General features: G+C 67.4%; 23 protein-coding genes and 1 tRNA gene. 15 read left to right on the top strand and 9 right to left on the bottom strand.

Annotated elements, in window-relative coordinates; translation table 11 throughout:
- Positions 1–118 precede the first annotated feature (118 nt).
- Together AC5P7I_RS11525 and AC5P7I_RS11520 are read left to right on the top strand one after the other, a co-directional pair.
- Complete coding sequence (locus AC5P7I_RS11525; protein ID WP_401730139.1) at positions 119–1,282, top strand: two-component system sensor histidine kinase NtrB; 1,164 nt, start codon at positions 119–121, stop codon at positions 1,280–1,282.
- Complete coding sequence (locus tag AC5P7I_RS11520) at positions 1,272–1,631, top strand: response regulator (protein ID WP_014646927.1); 360 nt, start codon at positions 1,272–1,274, stop codon at positions 1,629–1,631. Before AC5P7I_RS11525 ends, AC5P7I_RS11520 begins: the two co-directional genes overlap by 11 nt.
- 85 nt (positions 1,632–1,716) lie before the next feature.
- On the opposite strand, the gene AC5P7I_RS11515 is transcribed toward AC5P7I_RS11520, so the two are convergent.
- A complete protein-coding gene (locus AC5P7I_RS11515) occupies positions 1,717–2,610 on the bottom strand; it encodes a helix-turn-helix domain-containing protein (RefSeq protein WP_142234641.1) in 894 nt (297 codons plus the stop codon).
- Between the two features lie 146 nt (positions 2,611–2,756).
- Here AC5P7I_RS11515 and AC5P7I_RS11510 point away from each other — a divergent pair, with 146 nt between their 5' ends.
- Positions 2,757–3,317: a GNAT family N-acetyltransferase gene (locus AC5P7I_RS11510; RefSeq protein WP_142234640.1), complete on the top strand. Its 561-nt coding sequence runs from the start codon at positions 2,757–2,759 to the stop codon at positions 3,315–3,317.
- A 7-nt stretch (positions 3,318–3,324) separates the two neighbouring features.
- Here AC5P7I_RS11510 and AC5P7I_RS11505 read toward each other — a convergent pair whose 3' ends face one another.
- Positions 3,325–3,789: a GNAT family N-acetyltransferase gene (locus AC5P7I_RS11505; RefSeq protein ID WP_142234639.1), complete on the bottom strand. Its 465-nt coding sequence runs from the start codon at positions 3,787–3,789 to the stop codon at positions 3,325–3,327.
- 164 nt (positions 3,790–3,953) lie between these two features.
- Here AC5P7I_RS11505 and AC5P7I_RS11500 point away from each other — a divergent pair, with 164 nt between their 5' ends.
- On the top strand, positions 3,954–4,844 hold the full coding sequence (locus AC5P7I_RS11500) for a dihydrodipicolinate synthase family protein (protein WP_164077563.1): 891 nt from the start codon (positions 3,954–3,956) through the stop codon (positions 4,842–4,844).
- 34 nt (positions 4,845–4,878) lie between these two features.
- On the opposite strand, the gene AC5P7I_RS11495 is transcribed toward AC5P7I_RS11500, so the two are convergent.
- Positions 4,879–4,955, bottom strand: a tRNA-Arg gene (locus tag AC5P7I_RS11495).
- A 183-nt stretch (positions 4,956–5,138) separates the two neighbouring features.
- Between AC5P7I_RS11495 and amaB the strand changes: the two genes are divergently transcribed.
- The 7 genes from amaB to AC5P7I_RS11460 all read left to right on the top strand — a co-directional run bounded on the left by amaB (position 5,139) and on the right by AC5P7I_RS11460 (position 11,803).
- Positions 5,139–6,671: an L-piperidine-6-carboxylate dehydrogenase gene (gene amaB, locus AC5P7I_RS11490; protein ID WP_014646923.1), complete on the top strand. Its 1,533-nt coding sequence runs from the start codon at positions 5,139–5,141 to the stop codon at positions 6,669–6,671.
- Positions 6,671–7,510, top strand: a complete 840-nt coding sequence (locus AC5P7I_RS11485) for an SDR family NAD(P)-dependent oxidoreductase (protein WP_262087432.1) — start codon at positions 6,671–6,673, stop codon at positions 7,508–7,510. The genes amaB and AC5P7I_RS11485 overlap by 1 nt, the downstream gene beginning before the upstream one ends.
- A 179-nt stretch (positions 7,511–7,689) precedes the next feature.
- Positions 7,690–7,974 (top strand): DUF4190 domain-containing protein, encoded by a 285-nt coding sequence (locus AC5P7I_RS11480; protein ID WP_014646921.1) that lies wholly within the window; start codon positions 7,690–7,692, stop codon positions 7,972–7,974.
- Between the two features lie 4 nt (positions 7,975–7,978).
- Entirely contained in the window at positions 7,979–8,749 is a 771-nt protein-coding gene (locus tag AC5P7I_RS11475) for a class I SAM-dependent methyltransferase (RefSeq protein ID WP_014646920.1), read from the top strand.
- 8 nt (positions 8,750–8,757) lie between these two features.
- Positions 8,758–9,813: a quinone-dependent dihydroorotate dehydrogenase gene (locus AC5P7I_RS11470; RefSeq protein ID WP_032962331.1), complete on the top strand. Its 1,056-nt coding sequence runs from the start codon at positions 8,758–8,760 to the stop codon at positions 9,811–9,813.
- 8 nt (positions 9,814–9,821) lie between these two features.
- Positions 9,822–10,883, top strand: coding sequence for a UDP-N-acetylmuramate dehydrogenase (gene murB, locus AC5P7I_RS11465; protein WP_069117045.1), 1,062 nt, complete (start codon positions 9,822–9,824; stop codon positions 10,881–10,883).
- A gap of 32 nt (positions 10,884–10,915) precedes the next feature.
- Positions 10,916–11,803: a DMT family transporter gene (locus AC5P7I_RS11460; RefSeq protein ID WP_262087552.1), complete on the top strand. Its 888-nt coding sequence runs from the start codon at positions 10,916–10,918 to the stop codon at positions 11,801–11,803.
- A gap of 99 nt (positions 11,804–11,902) precedes the next feature.
- Here the strand turns inward: AC5P7I_RS11460 and AC5P7I_RS11455 are convergent, their stop codons facing one another.
- From AC5P7I_RS11455 to AC5P7I_RS11435, 5 genes are all read right to left on the bottom strand, one after another.
- Positions 11,903–12,907, bottom strand: a complete 1,005-nt coding sequence (locus tag AC5P7I_RS11455) for a phosphotransferase (RefSeq protein ID WP_262087425.1) — start codon at positions 12,905–12,907, stop codon at positions 11,903–11,905.
- Between the two features lie 99 nt (positions 12,908–13,006).
- Positions 13,007–14,041, bottom strand: a complete 1,035-nt coding sequence (locus tag AC5P7I_RS11450; protein ID WP_262087423.1) for a DUF418 domain-containing protein — start codon at positions 14,039–14,041, stop codon at positions 13,007–13,009.
- Positions 14,038–14,628 carry a TetR/AcrR family transcriptional regulator gene (locus tag AC5P7I_RS11445; RefSeq protein WP_069117054.1) on the bottom strand — a complete coding sequence of 197 codons (591 nt, stop codon included), beginning with the start codon at positions 14,626–14,628 and terminating at the stop codon, positions 14,038–14,040. The genes AC5P7I_RS11450 and AC5P7I_RS11445 overlap by 4 nt, the downstream gene beginning before the upstream one ends.
- 97 nt (positions 14,629–14,725) lie before the next feature.
- Positions 14,726–15,529, bottom strand: coding sequence for an APH(3')-II family aminoglycoside O-phosphotransferase (locus AC5P7I_RS11440; protein ID WP_262087420.1), 804 nt, complete (start codon positions 15,527–15,529; stop codon positions 14,726–14,728).
- A gap of 41 nt (positions 15,530–15,570) precedes the next feature.
- Positions 15,571–16,077 carry a DUF2938 domain-containing protein gene (locus AC5P7I_RS11435; protein WP_053494450.1) on the bottom strand — a complete coding sequence of 169 codons (507 nt, stop codon included), beginning with the start codon at positions 16,075–16,077 and terminating at the stop codon, positions 15,571–15,573.
- A 55-nt stretch (positions 16,078–16,132) separates the two neighbouring features.
- On the opposite strand from AC5P7I_RS11435, the gene AC5P7I_RS11430 reads away from it, so the two are divergent.
- The 4 genes from AC5P7I_RS11430 to AC5P7I_RS11415 all read left to right on the top strand — a co-directional run bounded on the left by AC5P7I_RS11430 (position 16,133) and on the right by AC5P7I_RS11415 (position 20,327).
- The gene (locus tag AC5P7I_RS11430; protein ID WP_262087414.1) at positions 16,133–16,798 is read left to right on the top strand and encodes an ArsR/SmtB family transcription factor; all 666 of its coding nucleotides are present in this window, start codon (positions 16,133–16,135) and stop codon (positions 16,796–16,798) included.
- Positions 16,799–16,812: 14 nt separating this feature from the next.
- Positions 16,813–17,541 carry a GNAT family N-acetyltransferase gene (locus AC5P7I_RS11425; RefSeq protein WP_169412159.1) on the top strand — a complete coding sequence of 243 codons (729 nt, stop codon included), beginning with the start codon at positions 16,813–16,815 and terminating at the stop codon, positions 17,539–17,541.
- 28 nt (positions 17,542–17,569) lie between these two features.
- Complete coding sequence (locus AC5P7I_RS11420; RefSeq protein ID WP_262087411.1) at positions 17,570–18,286, top strand: SDR family NAD(P)-dependent oxidoreductase; 717 nt, start codon at positions 17,570–17,572, stop codon at positions 18,284–18,286.
- A gap of 94 nt (positions 18,287–18,380) precedes the next feature.
- The gene (locus tag AC5P7I_RS11415; RefSeq protein WP_262087409.1) at positions 18,381–20,327 is read left to right on the top strand and encodes an EAL domain-containing protein; all 1,947 of its coding nucleotides are present in this window, start codon (positions 18,381–18,383) and stop codon (positions 20,325–20,327) included.
- Here the strand turns inward: AC5P7I_RS11415 and AC5P7I_RS11410 are convergent.
- Positions 20,324–20,935, bottom strand: a complete 612-nt coding sequence (locus AC5P7I_RS11410; RefSeq protein ID WP_169412155.1) for a TetR/AcrR family transcriptional regulator — start codon at positions 20,933–20,935, stop codon at positions 20,324–20,326. The two genes, AC5P7I_RS11415 and AC5P7I_RS11410, sit on opposite strands and share 4 nt — an antisense overlap.
- Positions 20,936–21,005 lie beyond the last annotated feature (70 nt).

Genomic DNA, 21,005 nt, shown 5'->3' with positions numbered 1-21,005 from the left:
TGGTACTCCGTGTCGCATTCAGCCGCACAGGACAAATGGCACGTGTCAGGTGTGCACGCATCCTTCACACTTGAATGCCTAGCTTCACGTCCCTCACAGGGGTAACACTTATCTACACGTGGACGCAGCTGCCTCTACGACGTCCGTGCTGACGGACCCTTCCCGACAACTGCGATTGCTGATCGACAGCGTGCGCGACCATGCGCTGTACCTGCTTGATCCTGAAGGCATCGTCTGCAGCTGGAACCCGGGCGCCGAGCGCATCAAGGGCTATTCAGCCGATGAAGTGGTGGGTACGCACTTCGGTCGCTTCTACCTGGCCACCGAGCGCGAGGCCGGCGAACCGCAGCGCCTGCTCCGCCTCGCGGCGCAGCAGGGCCATGTTGCCAGCGAGGGCTGGCGGGTACGCCGCGACGGCTCCTCGTTCCGCGCCAGCGTGGTCATCGAGCCGGTCGTTGAAGCGGGCGAACTGCTTGGCTTCGTCAAGATCACCCGCGACATCACCGAGCAATGGCAGGCACAGCGACTGCTGCGCGATGCCCAGCGTGCGCTGCGCAACACCCAGCAGTTCGAGACGGTCGGCCGGCTCAGCCGCGGCCTGTCGCACGAGTTCAACAACCTGCTGACCACCATCGGCAACGCACTGGACCTGCTGTCGCTACGCGTCCGCGGTGACGATGCACGCGCCGCCGAGCTGCTGGACGCTGCGCAGGCGGCCACCGACCGCGGCGCCCTGCTGACCCGCCAGCTGCTGGCCTTCAGCACGGGCCAGACCCTGATCCGCGAACCGCTGGACATCAACACGCTGGTACAGCAATGGCTGCCGGGCCTGCAGCGCGCCTGCCCACCCACGGTGACGCTGGACGCCTGCCTCACGCCGGGCCTGCCGCAGGTGTGCACCGACGCGATGCAGCTGCAGGCTGCCCTGGCCAACCTGGTGGCAAATGCCGTGGAGGCCACCATCGATGGCGGGCGCATCCTGATCGGCACCGCGCTGGAACATCGGCTCGACCCGGATGCGGACACTACGCTGCAACGCGGCTATGTCACCCTCAGCGTCTGTGACGAAGGCCATGGCATGGCGGCCGACATCGCCGAGCGCGCCAGCGAGCCCTTCTTCACCACCAAGGACATCGGCAAGGGCAGCGGCCTGGGCCTGAGCCAGGTGTTCGGATTCACTACCCAGAGCGGCGGCTTCGTCGATGTGTCCACCACGCCCGGTGTCGGCACGACGGTAAGCCTGCTGTTACCCGCATCAGAGGAAGCAACCCATGACCGATGAACCGATCCGCGTACTGATGGTGGAGGACCAGAACGATCTGCGCGAGATGATCGGCTTGGCCCTGCGCGATTTCGGCATCGAGGTCGCCACCACCGCCGATGGCCACGAGGCGGCGGAGCTGCTCAAGGGCGAGGCGCGTTTTGACGTGGTGTTCAGCGATGTCAGCATGCCCAACGGCATGTCCGGCATCGAACTGAGCGAGCACGTCGCCCGCGAACAGCCGCAGGCACGCATGATCCTGTCCTCCGGCTATGCGCGCTCGCAGCTGCCGCCGCTGCCGGAGCAGGTGGAGTTCCTGCCCAAGCCCTATCGCCTGCGCCAACTGGTCGAGCTGTTGAAGCAGGATTGACCTTTCGCCAGGCCTGGCGAAGCCGATCTGCGGGTGCCGGGGCCCTACCGCCGCGACTGCGTGGTCGAACGCGTGCTCGGCGGGGTTACCGAGGATCTGCTGCCCGAAGTGCCGGCACCGCTGTTCGCATCCCACCAGCGCCGCCCTGCCCCGCACGGCGGTAGCCGGTCAGCGACTGCCCGGTGTGCCGCCGGAAGTAGCGGCACAGGTAGGACGCATCCTCGAAGCACAATCGCTCGGCGATGCGCCCGATCGGCAGCTCGCTGTAGCTCAGCAGCGCCTTGATCTCCAGCACCACCTGGCGGTCGATCAACGCCTTGGGTGTTTCACCGAAGCACTCGCGGGTCAGCTGTGAAAGATAGAACGGCGTGATGCACAACGCATCGGCATAAGACTGCACGTCGCGCTGGCGGGTACTGCGCTGGCCGACCAGTTCCCAGAAATTCCACGCCAGGCGCTCGCGCCGGCTGACCGACGCTGCGACCCCCTTCTGTGCCGGCAACAGCGTGGCGAATTTCAGGAAAAAGGTCTGCAGTAGATTGCGCAGCATCACGTGCCGATAGCGGCCCCCAGTATGCTGCGCGTCCATCAGCTGCTGCAGCCAGCCCTGCAGGAGCGGCACCTCCAGCGGCGACGGCACGCAATGGGGATGCTCATGCAGGAACTTGAACAGCGCGTTGGGCAGTACGTAGGCCACCTCCGACGCCAGCGCCTTCGGCATCAGGCAGACCACCGCCAGGAAGCCACGCGATCGCTTCCGCAGCAGCGCCAGCGTGTCCTCGGCCAGCACCAGCACGTCGTGCCGCTGCACCGCCACCTCACGGAAGTTCAGCGCGAAGCGCGCACGCCCGGACACGCACACCAGTACCGCCAGATACGCGTGCCCGAACGACAGCGGAACCCCCTGCCCTTCGGCCAGCGTACTGACCTCCAGGCGCATCGATTCGTCCTGATCCAGAAGCTGGGGTATGCGGTCCATTGGCCGATCTGGCTGCATTCCGGGGCACAGCATACCGGGCAACGCCGGGGAGTTGTGAAAAGTACCGAAACCATCAAGGTCCCGCCCTGTGCCCTCCGCCCGACGCGGCCTAGCCTGTGCGCTCTCTCCCTGCCCCTGGAACGGCCATGCCGCTGCATACCGAACGCTTGATCCTGCGCCCCTGGCGCGACACCGACGCCGCCGACCTGTACGAATACGCCCGCGACCTGCGCGTCGGGCCCATCGCCGGATGGCCAGCCCACACCAGCGTCGAGGAAAGTACCGAGATCATCCGCACCGTGTTCAACCGGCCGGAGGTCTATGCCCTGCAGAGCCGCGAAGATGGCCGCGCCATCGGCTGCGTCGGCATCCTGATCGGTGCCGACAGCAACTTCGAGATCGGCGAGCGCGAAGGCGAGATCGCCTACTGGATCGGCGTACCGTACTGGGGGCGCGGCCTGGTGCCCGAAGCAGTGCGCGAAGTGATGCGGCACGCCTTCCTCGGCCTGCGCCTGGACGCACTGTGGTGCGGCTACTTCGCCGACAACCTGCAGTCCCTGAGCGTACAGAGCAAATGCGGTTTCCAGCATCACCATACCGAAGTGAACAAGTTCAACAGCTTCCTCGGCGACTACCGCACCGAACACATCAGCCGCATCACCCGCGAGCAATGGCAGGCGCAACAGGCTTCCGTGCTGCGCGCGTGATCACCACTCAGCCGGCACGGTGCTGCATGAACAGCAGTTCCGGCGTCGAAGCGTCTTCCATCGGCTGAAAGCCCAGGTCGCGGTACAGGGTCACCGCCGCGACGTTGTCACGATAGACACGCAGGGTCAGCCGCTCCGCCCCGGGCGACTGCAACGCCTGCGCCATCAGCGCCTGCATCAGTACACGTCCCAGTCCACGCCCGCGTGCCCGCGGCGAAACGATGATGCGGCCCAGGTGCAGCGTGCCGGAGGTCGTTGGCCAGTACTGGCCGAAACCAAGGCAGTGGCCATGCGCATCCAGCAGCACCCAGCCCGGGCGCTGCTGCAGTTGCAGTGCGTGCGCGAATGCGTCCGGCACGAGCGGATACGCCACGCCGGGACCGGCCCAGCGCCGGGTTGCGCTGGCCGAATCCAGCCACGCGCCGATGGCGGCGAAGTGCGGAGGCTGCACGGGGCGAAGGTACTCAGTCATGGCGTGCGCGCAAGGAAGGATGGCCGCCATGGTGCGCGATCCCGGCGGCCGAATCACGTTGCACGGCAGCGCTTGAATTTTGTCCTAGGACAATAAAAAATGCCAGCCGTCCAGGGTCGCCGCTGCAGACAACCTCCCTTCGCCCTCTGCCTTCGGGGTTAGCCATGATCCACGGCCTCAGCGCCTTTCCTCTTACGCCGATGAACGAATCGAGCATCGACCTGCACGCCTTCGCCGGGCTGGTCGAGCGTCTCGCGGCCGCTGGCGTGGGGTCGATGGGCGTGCTCGGCTCCACCGGCAGCTACGCCTACCTGGAAAAGGCCGAGCGCATGCGCGTGCTGCGCGAAGCGTTGGCCCATTCGGGCGATGTCCCGGTCATCGTCGGCATCGGTGCGCTGCGCACCCGCGATGTGCTGGCATTGGCCCGGGACGCGGAAGATGCGGGTGCAGCCGGCCTACTGCTGGCACCCGTGTCCTACCAGCCATTGAAGGAGCACGAGGTCTACACGCTCTTCGAATCGGTGTGCACGGCGGTGGGCACACCGATCTGTGTCTACGACAATCCCGGCACCACCCACTTCCGGTTCAGCGATGAACTGCATGGGCGGATCGCCGCCCTGCCCAACATCGCCTCGATCAAGATCCCACGCCTTTCCGACGATCCTGCCGAAGCAGCGGCGCGCGTCACCGCACTGCGCGCCCATCTTCCAGCGCATGTCACGCTGGGCATCAGCGGCGACGCAGCCGCCGTGCGCGGACTGGCCGCTGGCTGCGATGGCTGGTACTCGGTAACCGGCGGGCTGTTCCCCGGGGTGGTGCAGCAGATCACCCGCGCGGCCGGCACCGGCGACATGGCGACGGCGCAGGCCGTGTCGGCGAGGCTGGCGCCGCTCTGGGCGCTGTACGACCGCTTCGGTGGCATCCGCGTCATGGCATGCGCGGCGGCACTGATGGGCCTGTGTGCGGAGGACTGCCTGCCACGGCCGCTGCTTGGGCTGCGAGGCGAAGAGCGTGCGCACGTGGCGCAGGTACTGCGCGGCCTGGAGCTGCTGTAGCGCTCGAAGAAGGGCGTCCCGGGCAGCGCGTGGATGGTGACCCCGGCCCGATTCGAACGGGCGACCTTCCCCTTAGGAGGGGGACGCTCTATCCAGCTGAGCTACGGGGCCATGCAGCCGGGAAGTTTACAGGCAACGTGCCCTGCCCTCCAAGCATTCATGTTCGGCCGGGCCTGGCTGGCGCGTTGCACCATGGCCGATCGGGGCGCTCTGCTACCATCGGCGATTCAGTTCATCGCGTCCCCCACCTGCCCGCGATGGCGCCAAACAACGTAACGAAATACAGGAGTCTGCATGTCTTCCGAGCTGCTCAAGTCCCTTGGCCTGGACGCGATCAACGCTGGCACGTACCTGGGCAACGGGGAGTGGTCGAGCGCGACCAGCGGTGAGCTGATCACCCCGGTCAACCCGACCACCGGCGAGCCGATCGCGCAGGTCCGCGCGACCACCGAGGCCGAGTACGAGACCGTCGTGGCCCGCGCCCAGGAAGCCTTCAAGGTCTGGCGTACCACGCCGGCCCCGCGCCGCGGTGAAGCCGTGCGCCTGTGCGGTGAAGCACTGCGCAGGCACAAGGACGCCCTGGGTTCGCTGGTTGCCCTGGAAATGGGCAAGAGCAAGCCGGAAGGCGATGGCGAAGTGCAGGAGATGATCGACATCGCCGATTTCGCCGTGGGCCAGAGCCGCATGCTGTACGGCTACACCATGCATTCCGAGCGCCCCGGCCACCGCATGTACGAGCAGTACCACCCGCTGGGCCTGGTCGGCATCATCTCGGCCTTCAACTTCCCGGTCGCGGTGTGGAGCTGGAACTCGTTCCTGGCCGCCATCTGTGGCGACGTGTGCATCTGGAAGCCGTCCAACAAGACGCCGCTGACCGCCATCGCCTCGCTGAAGATCTGCAACGACGCCCTGCGCGAAGCCGGCTTCCCGGACATCTTCTTCCTGATCAACGATGCCGGCACCGCGCTGTCGGAAAAGATGGTCGATGACCGCCGCGTGCCGCTGATCAGCTTCACCGGCTCGACCCAGGTCGGTCGCACCGTCAACGAGAAGGTCGCGCGCCGCCTCGGCCGCTGCCTGCTGGAACTCGGCGGCAACAACGCCATCATCCTGGACGAAACCGCCGACCTGAAGCTGGCCGTGCCGGGCATCGTGTTCGGCGCCGTCGGCACCGCCGGCCAGCGCTGCACCACCACCCGCCGCCTGATCGTGCATCGTTCGATCTACGCCGATGTGCTGGCCACCCTGGTCAAGGCCTACAAGCAGGTGGAAGGCAAGATCGGCGACCCGACCGATGCGGCCAACCTGATGGGCCCGCTGAACAGCGAAGGCGCCGTGCAGCAGTTCCTCGATGCGATCGCCCAGGCCAAGGCGGCCGGCGGCACCATCGAAACCGGTGGCAGCCGCATCGACCGCCCGGGCAACTTCGTGTTGCCGGCCATCGTCTCCGGCCTGAAGAACAGCGACGCCGTGGTCCAGCACGAGACCTTCGCGCCGATCCTGTACGTGATGCCGTACGACACCCTCGATGAAGCCATCGACATGCAGAACGGCGTGCCGCAGGGCCTGTCGTCCTCGATCTTCACCCAGAACCTGAAGACTGCCGAGAAGTTCCTGTCGGCCGCCGGCAGCGACTGCGGCATCGCCAACATCAACATCGGCACGTCCGGTGCGGAGATCGGCGGTGCCTTCGGTGGCGAGAAGGACACCGGCGGTGGCCGCGAGTCCGGTTCGGATGCGTGGAAGGTCTACATGCGCCGCCAGACCAACACCATCAACTATTCGGATTCGCTGCCGCTGGCCCAGGGCATCAAGTTCGACCTGTGATGGCAAACGACGCGGACACGTCCGTGGGCCAGAGCCCCTCCGGGGATCTGGCCCCAGCGAGGGGTCGGATCCCCGCAGGGGCTCCGACCCTCGATTTCAGCGGCCGCCGCGTGCTCATCGCCGGCGGCAGCAAGGGCATTGGCCGTGAAATGGCGCTGGCCTTTGCCGGCGCCGGCGCACAGGTCTCGGTCTGCGCCCGCGGCCAGGCCGGCCTGGATGCCCTGCGTGCCGATGCACGGGCGCAGGGCTTCGAACTGCACGCGTTTTCCACCGATCTGGCCGATCCCGGCCAGATCCAGGCCTGGCTGCAGGCCGCCGCCGATGCCCTCGGCGGTATCGATGTACTGGTCAACAATGCCACCGGCTACGGCATGGCCGACGACGAGGACGGCTGGGCGGCCAGCCTGCAGATCGACCTGATGGCGGCCGTGCGTGCCTCGCGCCTGGCACTGCCATGGCTGCGTGCCTCCAGCGACGCCTGCATCCTCAATCTGTCGTCGATTGCCGCGCAGCAGCCGCGCCCCGGTGGCGCGCCGTATGCTGCGGCCAAAGCGGCGCTTTCGCACTACACCACGTCACAGGCGCTGGCGCTGGCCAAGGACCGGATCCGGGTCAATGCCATCGCCCCGGGCTCGATCGAGTTCGATGACGGCCTCTGGGACCGTCGCCGCGTCGAGGACCCTGCGCTGTACCACGGCACCCTGGCGAAGATTCCGTTCGGCCGCTTCGGCCACCCGCGCGAGATCGCCGACGCCGCCCTGTTCCTGTGCTCGCCGCTGGCGCGCTGGGTCACCGGTAGCGTGCTCAATGTGGATGCCGGCCAGGTGTTGATGGGCTGATACCGGCACTTCGGTAGCCGCCAACCCTGGTTGGCATGCCTTTCGTCGACCAAGGTCGACGCCTACCAGGGCCGAAATCCCATTCGTCGGCCAGGGTCGACGCCTGCCATCCCATCCGCCGGGCATGGGATTGCCGGGGCAGAGGCACTATCATGTGCACACTGCCAAGGAGGACCCCGATGAGCGTGGCACCCCGACAGACAAGCGCCCTGGCCGTGGTCAGCCTGGTCATGGGCATCGCCAGCTGGACCGTCCTGCCCTTCGTGGCCAGCATCGTCGCCATCATCACCGGCCACATGGCCCGCGCCGAAATCCGCCGCCGCCCGCACGAACTGGAAGGCGATGGCCTGGCCGTCACCGGCCTGGTGCTGGGCTGGGTCATGGTCGGCGCGGCACTTGCCGCCATCGTGGTCTTCATCCTGTTCTTCGGCGGCCTGGCGTGGCTGGCGGCGGTGTCGAACTGACGCCATGACCGCCTCCGACAGCACTGAACGCTTCAGCAGCCGAGTCGCCGACTACGTCCGCTACCGGCCCGACTACCCACCCGCGCTGCTGGAGTGGCTGCATGGCCCGATGGGTGTCAGCCAGCAGGCGCGTGTGGCTGACATCGGCGCCGGTACCGGCATTTCCAGCCGCCTGTTCCTGGCCAGCGGCCATCCTGTTGTCGCGGTTGAGCCCAATGCGGCCATGCGGGGCGCGGCCGAAGAATGGCTGGCACCGCAGTACCCGCAGTTCCGTGCGGTGGACGGCCGCGCCGAGGCCACCGCGCTGGACGATGCCAGCATCGATCTGGTCAGCGTCGCGCAGGCCTTCCATTGGTTCGACACCGTGGCGGTACGCGCCGAGTGGCAGCGCATCCTGCGCCCCGGCGGCCAGGCCCTCATCTACTGGAATTCTCGCCTGCTCGATGCGAGCCCGTTCCTGATCGGGTACGAACAGCTGCTGCTGGACTACGGCACCGACTACACCGCCGTGGCCGAGCGCTACCAGGACGACGCCACCATGCAGGCCTGGTTCGGCGCTGGCCTGCGCGGCAGGGTGGAGCTGCCGAACGTGCAGCACCTGGACTTCGACGCCCTGCGCGGGCGCCTGCTGTCCTCCTCCTACGCCCCTCAACCCGGTCATCCGCGCCACGCACCGATGATCGACGCTCTGCAGCACCTGTTCGCCGCCCACGCGGTCGACGGCCAGGTTGCTTTTGAATATCGAACCCGAGCCTTCCTCGGCACGCTGGACTGAACCGACGCATGTATTCGCTTGCCCGCCCCTTCCTGTTCTCGCTCGACGCCGAGCGCGCCCACGGCCTTGGCCTGTCCGCACTGGACCTGGCCTATCGCACCGGCACCACGCCGCTGCTGGCCGCACGCATCGCGCCGATGCCCAGCACGGTGTTCGGGCTGACGTTCCCCAACCCGGTCGGCCTGGCCGCCGGCCTGGACAAGAACGGGGAGCACATCGATGCATTGTTCGCGCTCGGCTTCGGCTTCGTCGAAATCGGCACGATCACCCCGCGCCCGCAGGCCGGCAATCCGCAGCCGCGCCTGTTCCGCCTGCCGGAACACAACGCGATCATCAACCGCATGGGCTTCAACAATGCAGGCGTGGACGCACTGGTGCGCAACGTCGAGCGCGCGCGCAACCGCCGCGGCCTGCTCGGCATCAACATCGGCAAGAACAAGGACACCCCCAACGAACAGGCCGTGGACGATTACATCGCCTGCCTGGACAAGGTGTACGCGCTGGCCGACTACATCACTGTCAACATTTCCTCGCCCAACACCGCCGGCCTCCGTGAACTGCAGGAAGAAACCGCGCTGCGCCAGCTGGTCAGCCAGCTGCGTGACCGCCAGGAAGAGCTCGCGGCCCGCCACGGCCGCCGCGTACCGATGCTGGTGAAGGTGGCGCCGGACCTCAGCGAGCGCGACATCGATGCCGCCGCCCGCGTGCTGGGCGAGCTGCAGGTGGACGGAGTGATCGCCACCAACACCACCATCGACCACAGCAAGGTGGCCGGCGATCCGCTGGCCAACGAGGCCGGTGGCCTGTCCGGTGCGCCGGTGCTGGAGCAGTCCACGCTGGTGCTGCGCCGCCTGCGCTCGCGCCTGCCCGAGTCGGTGCCCTTGGTCGGCGTCGGCGGCATCCTGTCCGGTGCCGATGCCGTGGCCAAGATGGCGGCCGGTGCCGCGCTGGTGCAGTGCTACAGCGGCCTGATCTTCCGTGGACCGGCGCTGGTTTCCGAATGCGTGGAGGCGATCCGTCGCCGCCGCGAAGCGCCCAGCCGCGGCGCGGTGGCCCCACTGTGAGCGCGCCCATGGACACCATCGACGGCAACGCCCCGCTGCGCTGGACGCTCACCCAAAATGCGCCGCTGCAGGGACTGAACACCTTCCACGTGCAGGCCAATGCGGAACAGCTGCTGGAACTGCACGATGCCGCGCTGCTGCCGGAGGTGCTGGCACTGCCCGAGGTGGCCAACGGCCCACTGCTGGTGCTGGGTGCCGGCAGCAACGTCCTGATCGCCGAGGACCTGCCCGGTACCGTGCTGGTGTTCGGCAACCGCGACATCAGTTTCCTTGAACACCGCGCCGACCATGCCGTGATCCGCGCCGGCGCCGGCGTGCCCTGGCATGGCCTGGTGATGTGGTCGCTGCAGGAAGGCCTGTCCGGCCTGGAAAACCTGGCGCTGATTCCCGGCACCGCCGGTGCCGCACCGATCCAGAACATCGGCGCCTATGGCGCGCAGGTCGGCGAGTTCATCCAGGCGGTCGAAGCCTGGGACTGCCAGGAACAGGCCTGGGTGCGCCTGGATAACGAACAGTGTGGTTTCGCCTACCGCGACAGCGTGTTCAAGCAACAGCCCGATCGCTACCTGATCACCGCCATCGAACTGAAACTGCCACTGCTGCACGATCTGCGCATGGACTACGCCGGCATCCGCGAGGAACTTCAGGCACAGGGCGTGGAGCTGCCGGGCGCGGTGGACGTGGCCAATGCGGTGATCGCGATCCGCCGCCGCAAGCTGCCCGACCCGGAGGTACTCGGCAATGCCGGCAGCTTCTTCAAGAACCCGGTGCTGCCGCTGGAGCAGGTCGACGTGCTGCTGCAGCATTTCCCCGACCTGCCGGTGTTCCCGGCCGAGCAGGACGACAAGCGCAAGGTCTCGGCGGCCTGGATGATCGAATCCTGCGGCTGGAAGGGCTTCCGCGACGGCGATGCCGGCGTGGCTCCCAGCCACGCGCTGGTGCTGGTCAACCACGGCAATGCCAGCGGCGCTGAACTGCTGGCGCTGGCGCGCCGCATCTCGGCCTCGGTGCTGGAAAAATTCGGCGTGCCGATCGAACCGGAGCCCCGCCTGCTCGGCGCACAGTGGTGAACAGCCCCACCCTTTCCCCCAGCGCCACCCCTATGCGGGCGGCGCTGCTGATGCTCGGCAGCACGATGGCGTTCGGCCTGATGGCGGTGGCGATCCGCTATGCCACGCGCTACGTGCCCACCCAGGAAGTGGCGTTCTTCCGCAACGCCTTCGGCCTGCTTGCGCTGCTGCCGATGCTGCTGCGGCCCGGCCGTGCGCCCTTGAGGACGCAGCAGCTGCCACGCTATTTCGTGCGCAGTGCAATCGGCCTGGGCTCGATGCTGTGCGCATTCTGGGCGCTGGGTCACCTGCCGTTGGCGCAGGCGGTTTCGCTCTCCTATTCCACGCCGCTGTTCGTCACCATTGCCGCCGTGCTGTGGCTGGGTGAAACCGTGCGCGTGCGCCGCTGGGCCGCGGTCGTGGTCGGCTTCATCGGCGTGCTGGTGATCGTGCGTCCCGGCACCGCCGGCTTCACCGCCGGCAGCCTGGTCGCGGTGGGTGCGGCGGTACTCAGCTCGCTGGTGGCGATCCAGATCAAGCAGCTGACCCGCGTCGACAGTGCCGATACCGTGGTGCTCTATACCTACGTGTTCTGGGTGCCGCTGTCGCTGGTGCCGGCGCTGTTCGTCTGGGTCTGGCCGACCGGGTCGGCCTGGCTGTGGCTGCTGGCCACCGGCGTGCTCGGCACCGTCGGCCAGCTGTTGTGGACCCGCGCGCTACGGCTGGGCGAGGTCTCTGCCCTGACCCCGATCAGCTTCCTGCAGCTGCCACTGGTAACGCTGTTCGGCTGGCTGCTGTTCAAGGAAACGGTAGACCGCTGGACGATCATCGGTGCCGGCATCATCCTCGCCGCCAACGCCTACATCGCCCACCGCGAAGCCGTGCTGTCACGCCGCGCTGCAAGCGCGGCGGCCTCTGCAGCGGCCAAGCCCGCAGAGTAGCTCCACACCCCGCGGCCCCCTGTAGAGCCGAGCCATGCTCGACTCATCGCGCAGCGTGAGGGTTCATCGTAGAAAATGCCATGCACGCATGGCGTGGATCTACAGCGCGCGATACACCCGCTCTGCCGCGTCGAATACATTGCCCGGTGCAAACTGTTCGCTGAGGAAATGCAGCGACTGCCGGCGCAGCTGCGGCGAACGGTCCTCTCCATCGCTGCCCAGCAGGACCTGCTGGAACTCGATCAGGTCCTGCAGGATGCGCCAGTGCCGGTACCAGGCGATCCAGCGTGGATCGCCGCGGTCACTGCCATAGCCTTCCTCGAATCCCAACGGGTTCTCGCGCCCCCAGCGCCCACCGACCGCGCCACCGATGAACATCAGGTCGCGCTCGCGCGGGGCCAGCGACAGGCCATCCCAATCGATCAGGTGCAGGCTGCCGTCATTGCCCATCAGCAGATTGCCGGCATGCAGGTCGGTGTGGCACAGGTGCAGCCGCACCGGGACATCCTGCAACGCGGCGTGCAGCTGCAGTGCCTGCGCATGCAGCGCCGCGATGCGCGCATGCTGCTGGTCCCAGACGGATACGAAGGCGCGGCCCAGCCTATCCCTGGCGGCCGCCAGGCCCTCGCCGGCCAGCCATTGCCCGACCGTATCAAGCGCCGCGGTTTCCATCCGCAGGCTCGGCAGCGCCTCCTGCAGCGCCGGTGGCGGGCACGCCTCGTGCAGGCGCCGCAGCACCTCGCCCAATCGTTGCCACTGCGTGCGGCTCAACGCCGCCTCGAAGCCGGATTGGCCTTCCACATACGGGAACAGGGTGAACTGCAGGCCCCAGCGCTGCACTGACGCTCCACCGGTCAGGGCTGGCCAGGGCGCGACGATTTCCTCGATGCCCAGCGTGCCGCGCAGCCAATGCAGGGTGTCCCAGACGGCAGGGGCAACCTGGTAACTGCGGCACTTCAACCACCATTGCCCGCGCCGTGCATCGATGCGATACACACTGGCGTTGGCATCGGCGCCAACCGGGCGTGGCACCACGGCATTGGCGGTGATGCCATAGGACTGCTGAAGGACTTCGCCGAGATGCTGCGCCGAAGCGAATGACATGGATGCAAGCGGAGAGTATTACCTGCCGCCACTATCGCAGATGCGCGGGCCGCGACACAGACATGTCCGTCACAACATCGTGCCTGCGCGACCAAAGTGCTAGCCGGCGACGCGTCGCATCACCGCTTCCAATGGGCCCCGCGCGAACCGCCAGGACCACAGCCACGCTGCGCCCGTGGCCAGCATCAGGAGCAACAATGCCCACAGCAGCACCGACGCGAGCGATGCGCTGCCATCAAGCAGGCCCAGGCCTTCCAGCGTGCCCATGCCCAGCAGGATATGGCCGACGTACAGGGTCAGGGTCATGCGCCCGGCCGCGGTGAACGGTTCCAGCCAGTCACCCGGTCGTACACGCGTCAGCCACAGGCAGGCGGCAATGACACTGCAGGCCGCGCCCGCGCCTGTGAGTACGTAGGCCGGTCCCGGTGGCATCGGCTGCGTTCCCAGCCACGCCTGCCAGGGCGTTCCCTGCGCAAGCTGCTGCACGCCATGTCCAGCCACGATCAGCATCAGGCCCAGCACCAGCAGCGCGCGCTGGACCCGCGGTTGCGACAGTTGCAGCCGCGCCAGCAGCATGCCCAGCAGGAAGAAGCACAGCCACGGCAGCAGCGGATGGAACCCGTTGAACAGCAGGTTGCGGGCCGCGCCCGGCCATTGCCACAGACCGGCGTATTCCAGCGTCTGCCAGTTCCATCCCTGGCTGTAGTCCCAGTGCAGCAACGCCCAGAACGAACAGGCCGCGATCCCCACGATGCTGGCCAGCAACACCCGCGGCGAGGCCCGCAGCCACAGCACGGCCAGCGCGAAATACACCGCGTAGTAATGCAGGATATCGGCCGGGAACAGCGTCAGGTTGAGCAGGCCCAGCACCAGCAGGAACAGTGCGCGCCGCCAGGTCTGCACACTGGCCGGCCACCAACCCTGCCGATGCGCGCCCAGTACCAGGCCCAACCCGGCCAGCGTAACGAACGTCGCCGAAGCCTTGCCTTCCAGAAAGTGGAAGACGCCTGCCAACCATCCGGCGCCCTCTGCCGGCACGGCCATCGCCAGGCGGAAGTTGACCAGCACCATGCCGGCCAAGGCCAGGTAACGCGCCAGATCAACGCCGTGCAGTCGCCGGTCGACGGCGCTCATGCGCGTGCGCCCAGCAGCAGCGCAAGCAGGCCGAGATCCAGCGATGCCTCATCGGTGCCCCCGGCTTCGCCCAGCCCTCGGCGCAGGGCATCGCTTTCGATGGCATCCAGCAGCACCTGTGCCTGCAGTGCCGGGGCCAGCACGGGGCGCCGACGTTCGCGCCGTGCCACCTGCTGCAGGGCTTCGGCCAGCGTCGCCTGCAATTGCCTGCGATTGGCCGCAAATGCCTCGGCCACGGCCGGATTGCGTGCGCTCTCGGCCAGCACTTCGACGGCGAGCGTTGCCCACTCCGGTTGCTGGCACAGTGCGTGGAAGTCCTGAAGGAAAACCAGCACCCGTGCGCGCTCGCCATCGGACGCGGCCAGTCGCTGCAGCAACGGTGCCAGTTCCTCGCCTTCGGCCACGGCCACCGCAAGGATGATCGCCTCCTTGCCCGGGAAGTGGTTGTAGAGATTGCCGAGGCTGACGCCGGCCGCCTGCGCGATGTCACGCATGCTGGTCTGGTGGAAGCCCTTCACGAGAAAGCACTGCAGGGCGGCCTGCAGGATCTGCGCGATGCGTTGCCCGTTGCGGTCGGTTCGGTTCATGCCACAAATAGTGAACGAACGTTCGTCCATTTTTAAGGGCGCGCGCATCCGCTGGCAGGGTGCCGTTCAGCCCTGCCCTACGCTGCCCTGTGCGGTTTCAGAAGAACTCGTCGAGAAGACGGTAGAACGCCAGCCGCCGTTCGTCGGGCACAACGCCATAGCGCCGGAACAGCGGCGCGACCCAGCGCGTGTCGCCGAAGTTGTGGACCAGGCTGCGCGCGGCGAGCGCCAGATCCTGGTAGCGATCGGCCACACCCAGCCGGCCACAGTCGATGAAACCGCTGAAACGGGCTTCGGCTGCCAGCAGGTTCGGCAGGCAGGCGTCGCCGTGGCTGACCACCAGATCCTCGTGATTGGGCCGGGTAGCGCGCAGTTCGGCGAACACCTGCTGTGCGCTCTGCCCCAGGCGCTCGTCATCGAAGTCATCGGCGTCGACCAGGCCCGCCTCGACCCGTGCCTGCGCGGCCTGCAGGCGCGAGGCCAGCCGCTGGTCGAACGGACAGGCCGCCACCGGTATGGCATGCAGGCCCCGCAGCGCATCGGCCAGCAGTTCCACCAGGCGCTGGGGCGGAAGCTCAGGCGACGAGGCCAGGTCGCGGCCGGGCAGCGCGCTCATCAGCAACCAGCGCCGGCCCGCTTCTTCGGTGGTGGCAATTACCGTTGGCGCCGGCTGGCCCTGCGCCTGCAGCCAGCGCAGGCGCGCGATCTCATCGCCCAACTCACTGAAGGTGTCTATCACTTCCGATTTCAGGAAGGCATCGGCCTGCCCCGGACGATGCACGCGGGCAACGTCCGCACGCGATACGCCGATCGACTGTCGCTCGATGCGCGCATCGGCCAATGTTTCCCGCCACGCCCACGGCAGCGGCATGCCATCAGTGAAGGGATCGGGTGCTTCCATGGCGGGATGTTCCTGGTGCCGGTGACCCTACGGATTCTCGCTCATCCTGCACGGACCCCGGCCAACAGCAGCGCGGAAAGGTACATGCCTGCGCCGAACACGCTGTGTGCCACCAGGCTGCGCAGCCGCGCCTTGCCAGGCGCCGGGGTCTTCGAAGCGGCAATGCCGGCGCCCATGCCCGGCTGCAGGATGAAGAACGGCGCGGCAACGCTGAGAATGCCGAAGGCCAGCGCCGGCCACAGGGTCGGTGCCTGCACCCAACCGTTCCCGACCACGGCCAGCAACACCGCGGCGAAGACCACACCGATCACGTAATGCGCGGTCCACCCCAGCGCGCGCTCGCCGGCCACCGGCAGCGAACGACCAATGCCCTCATGGCGGAAGCGCCCACGCCGCAGGTGGCCGAGCCAGCGGCCGACCATCGCAAAATCCAGCGACGGAATGCCGAGCAGCCTGCACTGCAGCAACGCCCACAGATCCATCAGCGCGGTCGCGCCCACGCCGATCACTACCGCATCGATCACCAATGTCGTCGCCCAGCCACTCATTCCGCCCACCTTCAATTATTTGCTTGAATGATGGAGCGATGCTAGCGTGCCCGGCATGAACGCTGCAACCGAGCTGCCACCGTCCCCGCTGGAAGCGCTGGCCGAGATCGCCCGCACCCTGAGCCACCCGCACCGCCTGGCCCTGCTGGAGCACATCGCCCAGGGCGAGCGTGCGGTCGAGCGCCTGGCCGAACTGAGCGGCCTGTCGGTGGCCAATACCTCCCAGCACCTGCAGCAGCTGCGTCGTGCCGGCCTGGTGCAGACCCGCCGTGACGGCAAGCGCATCCTCTACCGCAGCGCTGACGGCCCACTGGCCAACCTGCTGGCCGCGCTGCGCGACTATGCCGACCACCAGCGCAGCGAAATGCAGGGCGTCCTCACCGACAGCCTGCAGCGCCGCGATGCACTGGAAGGGCTGACCGTCGAGCAGCTGCTGGAGCAACGCGACAGCGTGGTACTGCTGGACGTGCGGCCGCGCGAGGAATTCGATCTGGGGCACCTGCCCGGCGCGCTGAACATTCCCGCTACGGAACTGCACGCGCGGATGGACGAACTGCCGCGCGCCGTCCACATTGTCGCGTACTGCCGCGGGCCCTACTGCGTGCTGTCCAACGATGCAGTGATGATGCTGCGCGAAGCCGGCCTCAGCGCGCAGCGACTGGCCGCCGGCTATCCCGAATGGAAGGCCGCAGGCCTGCAGGTTGAACTGCCCCGACACTGAGCGAACCGTTTGTCATGGATGATGCGATTTCCCCGTTGATCGATGCTGCCTGGCAGCGCGTGTTCGCCGGCCAGCGCACGTTGCAGCAGGGGCCGCAGCTGCTCCTGGCGTGCAGCGATGATGTCGATGAGGGTGAGGACGGCATGCTGTTACAGCCGGTCGCGGGCCCCGCCCGAGCGCTGTTGCGTCCTGCCCTGGCCGCTCGCCTGCAACTGCGTGCGCAACCGCACTGGACACTGGCGCAGCTGCAACAGCGCTTGCAGCAGCTCGGCCAGCATACGCACGGCGCGGATCGTGTCTTCTACTTCCCCACCGCAACACTCGCCGCCCTCGCCGAACACCCTGCCCCACCACATATCCGCCGCCTCGGCGCGACCGACGCGGCAGCGTTCAACGCGTTCCAGGCCACCGCCAGCGAGGACGATCTCGATGCCGCATGGGTCGAGCTGGATCACTGGCAGGTGTTCGGTGCCTTCGACGGCGAGCGCCTGGTCGCTGCGGGAAGCATGTACCCCTGGAGCCTGGATCCAGCCTTCGCCGATATGGGCGTACTGACCCTGCCCGAGGCCCGCGGTCGCGGTCACGCGCGACAGCTGGTACACGCCATGGCCGTGTCCGCGCGGGCGTCCGGGCTGCAGCCGCAATACCGTTGCCAGCTCGACAACACCGCCTCGATCATCACCGCCGGACGCAGCGGCCTGCGCGCGTTCGCCGATTGGGACACCATTCTGGCGGCCGACTGAGGCCGCCGCAGCACAACAAGGAAGCCACATGAAATTGATGGTCATCGGCGCCAGCAGGGGCCTCGGTCGAGCGTTCGTCGAAGGCCTGTGCAGTGCGGGCGACACCGTCATCGGCGTTTCGCGCAGCCGCCCGCACGACCTTGAATGCCCCGAGGGCGTCACCCTGCAGTGGATCGAAGCGGATCTGTCCCAGCCCACCCTTGCTGCCAATCACATCGCAGCGCAGGCGCCGGCCGATCTGGATGTGCTCATCCACAACCTGGGCATCTGGGAAGAGACGGCCTTCAGCGACGGGTACGCCTTCCTCGACGAAAGCGATGCCGCGCTTGCCCAGCTGGTCGACGTCAACATCACCGCCAACCTGGTGCTGCTGCGGCGCCTGCTGCCGAGGGTACTGGGCGCAGCACGTCCACAGCTGGTGCTGACCGGCTCGACCTCGGCGCTGCCGCGCAGCGGCCGCCCGGAAGTGGCGTTCGGCGCATCCAAGTTCGCGCTCAACGGCATCGCCGATGCGCTGCGCGAAGGCTTCCGGGATCGGCGCCTGGCGGTAACCAGCCTGCAGCTGGGCTACCTCAACACCGACGATGCACTGTCAGTGCCGGTAGCGGACGCCGCAGCGCGCGGCGACGGCGCACTGGTGCCGGTCCATGATGTCGTGGCGATGGTACGCGCCCTGCTGCAGCTGTCACCGTCCTCCTTCGTGCGCGAACTGGTGCTGCCCGCCATCGCCGACCCGCGCTACTGACCGCAGGGACCTTGGCCTGCCCCTTGGTGGCCGCACAGGCGCCTGTGGTTTACCCTGCTCGTCACTGGCCGTCGGTCACAGGCGGGAACCTGCTATGGATGCGCTTTCACGGGTCTCGGCCCAGGTCCTGGACAGCGCCCTGCCCAGCCTGCCGCTGTACCTGCTGCAGGCCACGGCGGTGATCGGCATGATCGGCGTGCTGCTGATCGCCACCCGTCGCGCCGGGCACGCCATTGAAGGACGGCGCCTGTATGTCGGCATAGCGCTGGGCCTGATCTACCTGTTCAATTCCTGGTTCGTGGCCCGTTACACCCAGGGTGTGGTCAAGCTGCACCTCGGCTTCGACATCCTGCTGGTCAGTGGCCTGCTCGGTGGCTGGCGCGGCGGCTTGGCCTGCCTGGCCGCCGCCCTGCTCGCCCGCTACCAGTTCGTCGGCACCCAGTTCTTCCTGCCTGCCAGCCTCGAGGCCGTGTTGCAGATGGTGGCCGGCGTCTGGCTGCGCAGGCGCCTGCACCCGCGCATGCTCAACGAACTCTCGCCACGCATGATCCTGCAGGCGTGGTCCGTGCGTATCGGGATGACCGCCCTGGGCCTGGCGCTGGGTGTGGCGATCATTGGGGCCGATCAATTACCGGTGGCCGAACTGGCGATCCAGCGTGTGCTGGCACTGCCGGTCTCGCTGCTGGTACTCGGCGCAGTGTTCGCACTGGTCTACAACGATGCCCAGATCGATGCGCAGCGGCAGCGCGAACAGGCGTGGCTGCGCATCGATCCGATCAGCGGCCTGCCCAACATGCGTGCGCTCGGTGAACGCCTGCAGCGGTACTGGCGCGACAACGACGGCATCGGCAAGGCCTGCCTGATCGTGGCCGAGATGGGCAACCTGCGCGATCTGCGCCTGCGCTACGGGCCATTGCAGGACAACGGCCTGTGGCAGCGCGATACACCGGCCGACGTCCACCGGTTGCTGCCATCGCTGGCGGTGGACGACGTGGAGGTCTACCAGTTCGGTGATGCCGCGCTGGCGATCCTGGTGCGCGGCATGACCTTGTCCGAACTGCGCATACAACCGCAGATCACCGAGCTGGCCAGCAACCTGGCCGATCGGGTCGGCCGCGATTGGCCTGGCTTCCGGCCACTGTTCCGCTGTGCGGTGGTTGAATTGAAGCCCCCCGTTGATGCCGACGAAGGACATCTTCCGTTCCGCGCGATCACCGTGGCACTGAGCGCGATCGAATCCGGCGTCGTGTTCTTCGACGACCCGATCCAGCGCGACGGCGAGATCGACGCCCTGATCGAAGTCGCCCTCGAACGCTGGCTGCAGCAGGGCGACGCACCGCTGTGCTACCAGCCCAAGCATCGCCTGCAGGACCGCCAGCTGGTCGGCGCCGAAGCGCTGCTGCGCATGCGCGATGGCGAAGGCCGGCCGATTGCACCGATGCGGGTGATCTCGCTGCTGCGCCGGCAGGGCCGGCTGGCAGACCTGGAATGGGCCACGCTGCAGTCGGCGGTGCACTTCCTGCAGCACTGCCGGCAGGACGGCGCGGCGCTGACCATCGCAGTCAATGTGTCAGCCGAATCCCTGCGCCTGCCCGACTTCGGCCTGCGCCTGCAGGAACTGCTGCAGCTGCACGACATCCCCGGCGCGATGCTGCGGCTGGAAATCGTCGAGTGGACCGAGATCGTCGAGCGTGACCTGGTCGATGCCAACATCGCACAGCTGCTGGCGGCCGGAGTCACCCTGTCGCTGGATGATTTCGGCGCGGGCTATTCGACCCTGATCCTGCTTTCGCAGCTGGCCATCGCCGAGGTCAAGATCGAGCAGGCGTTGATCGCCACGCTGTCCGACGCCAAGTCGCAGTCGATCGTTCGCTTCATCGTCGAAGTCGCGCACCGCTGCGGCGCGATCGTGGTGGCCGAGGGGACCGAAACCCTGGCGCAGGAACAGCACCTGCGCGCGCTGGGCGTGGATGTCGGCCAGGGCTATCTGTACTCGGCGGCGCTGCCGGCCGACGAGTTCCGCCGCTTCGCCGCCAGCTAGACCGCGTAGAAACCCAGGAACATGGCCACCGCCGATTCGGCCACGCGTGCACGCTCCTGTGCGCTCAACGGTGCCTGCCCCATCGTCACCTGCGGCCAGAACGCGAAGCTCTTCACCAGCCCATGCAGCTGGTGGCCGGCGAATTCCGGATCAACCTCTCGCAACCGGCCATCGGCGATCGCTGCGCGGATCCACGCACTCTCGCCACTTTCCTTCTCGCCCATGCGGCAGACGATGGCCTGCGCCCGCTCCGGTGAGTGGATGACCTCGGCCATCGCAACCCGTGCCAGGTCGATGAAGTTGGCATCGCTGAGCAGTTCCAGCTTCTGGCCCAGCAACTGCAGCAGCTGCGCCTGCAACGGCTGGTCCGCGCGATACGGCAGTGCGTCGCTGGCCACGCTGCGTTCCCACAGCTCCTCCAGGATCATAGAAAACAGCGCTTCCTTGCTCGGGAAGTGGTTGTAGACGGTGCGCTTGGAGACCCCGGCCACCTCGGCGATGCGGTCCATGCTGGTCGCCTCGTAGCCCGATGCACGGAACTCCTCCACCGCCGCGCGCACGATGGCCTCGCGTTTGCGGTCGGTCAGGCGTTGTGGGGCACGGGGCATGGCGGAAACCGGATAGCTGAACGGACGCCACCATTTTACACCCAGTAGTGTACTTTTGAAAAATGTGAAA

The sequence above is a fragment of the Stenotrophomonas sp. YJH_SMC_138 genome, assembly GCF_059369855.1.
Note: the sequence above shows the minus strand (reverse complement) of the source record. Positions and strands in the feature narration are given on the sequence as shown.

What these genes read in the sequence shown, in the direction of transcription:
- AC5P7I_RS11520 (WP_014646927.1), top strand. Translation starts at nt 1,272, where the DNA reads ATGACCGATGAACCGATCCGCGTACTGATGGTGGAGGACCAGAACGAT.
- AC5P7I_RS11515 (WP_142234641.1), bottom strand. Translation starts at nt 2,610, where the DNA reads ATGGACCGCATACCCCAGCTTCTGGATCAGGACGAATCGATGCGCCTG.
- AC5P7I_RS11510 (WP_142234640.1), top strand. Translation starts at nt 2,757, where the DNA reads ATGCCGCTGCATACCGAACGCTTGATCCTGCGCCCCTGGCGCGACACC.
- AC5P7I_RS11505 (WP_142234639.1), bottom strand. Translation starts at nt 3,789, where the DNA reads ATGACTGAGTACCTTCGCCCCGTGCAGCCTCCGCACTTCGCCGCCATC.
- AC5P7I_RS11500 (WP_164077563.1), top strand. Translation starts at nt 3,954, where the DNA reads ATGATCCACGGCCTCAGCGCCTTTCCTCTTACGCCGATGAACGAATCG.
- amaB (WP_014646923.1), top strand. Translation starts at nt 5,139, where the DNA reads ATGTCTTCCGAGCTGCTCAAGTCCCTTGGCCTGGACGCGATCAACGCT.
- AC5P7I_RS11485 (WP_262087432.1), top strand. Translation starts at nt 6,671, where the DNA reads ATGGCAAACGACGCGGACACGTCCGTGGGCCAGAGCCCCTCCGGGGAT.
- AC5P7I_RS11480 (WP_014646921.1), top strand. Translation starts at nt 7,690, where the DNA reads ATGAGCGTGGCACCCCGACAGACAAGCGCCCTGGCCGTGGTCAGCCTG.
- AC5P7I_RS11475 (WP_014646920.1), top strand. Translation starts at nt 7,979, where the DNA reads ATGACCGCCTCCGACAGCACTGAACGCTTCAGCAGCCGAGTCGCCGAC.
- AC5P7I_RS11470 (WP_032962331.1), top strand. Translation starts at nt 8,758, where the DNA reads ATGTATTCGCTTGCCCGCCCCTTCCTGTTCTCGCTCGACGCCGAGCGC.
- murB (WP_069117045.1), top strand. Translation starts at nt 9,822, where the DNA reads ATGGACACCATCGACGGCAACGCCCCGCTGCGCTGGACGCTCACCCAA.
- AC5P7I_RS11460 (WP_262087552.1), top strand. Translation starts at nt 10,916, where the DNA reads ATGCGGGCGGCGCTGCTGATGCTCGGCAGCACGATGGCGTTCGGCCTG.
- AC5P7I_RS11455 (WP_262087425.1), bottom strand. Translation starts at nt 12,907, where the DNA reads ATGTCATTCGCTTCGGCGCAGCATCTCGGCGAAGTCCTTCAGCAGTCC.
- AC5P7I_RS11450 (WP_262087423.1), bottom strand. Translation starts at nt 14,041, where the DNA reads ATGAGCGCCGTCGACCGGCGACTGCACGGCGTTGATCTGGCGCGTTAC.
- AC5P7I_RS11445 (WP_069117054.1), bottom strand. Translation starts at nt 14,628, where the DNA reads ATGAACCGAACCGACCGCAACGGGCAACGCATCGCGCAGATCCTGCAG.
- AC5P7I_RS11440 (WP_262087420.1), bottom strand. Translation starts at nt 15,529, where the DNA reads ATGGAAGCACCCGATCCCTTCACTGATGGCATGCCGCTGCCGTGGGCG.
- AC5P7I_RS11435 (WP_053494450.1), bottom strand. Translation starts at nt 16,077, where the DNA reads ATGAGTGGCTGGGCGACGACATTGGTGATCGATGCGGTAGTGATCGGC.
- AC5P7I_RS11430 (WP_262087414.1), top strand. Translation starts at nt 16,133, where the DNA reads ATGAACGCTGCAACCGAGCTGCCACCGTCCCCGCTGGAAGCGCTGGCC.
- AC5P7I_RS11425 (WP_169412159.1), top strand. Translation starts at nt 16,813, where the DNA reads ATGGATGATGCGATTTCCCCGTTGATCGATGCTGCCTGGCAGCGCGTG.
- AC5P7I_RS11420 (WP_262087411.1), top strand. Translation starts at nt 17,570, where the DNA reads ATGAAATTGATGGTCATCGGCGCCAGCAGGGGCCTCGGTCGAGCGTTC.
- AC5P7I_RS11415 (WP_262087409.1), top strand. Translation starts at nt 18,381, where the DNA reads ATGGATGCGCTTTCACGGGTCTCGGCCCAGGTCCTGGACAGCGCCCTG.
- AC5P7I_RS11410 (WP_169412155.1), bottom strand. Translation starts at nt 20,935, where the DNA reads ATGCCCCGTGCCCCACAACGCCTGACCGACCGCAAACGCGAGGCCATC.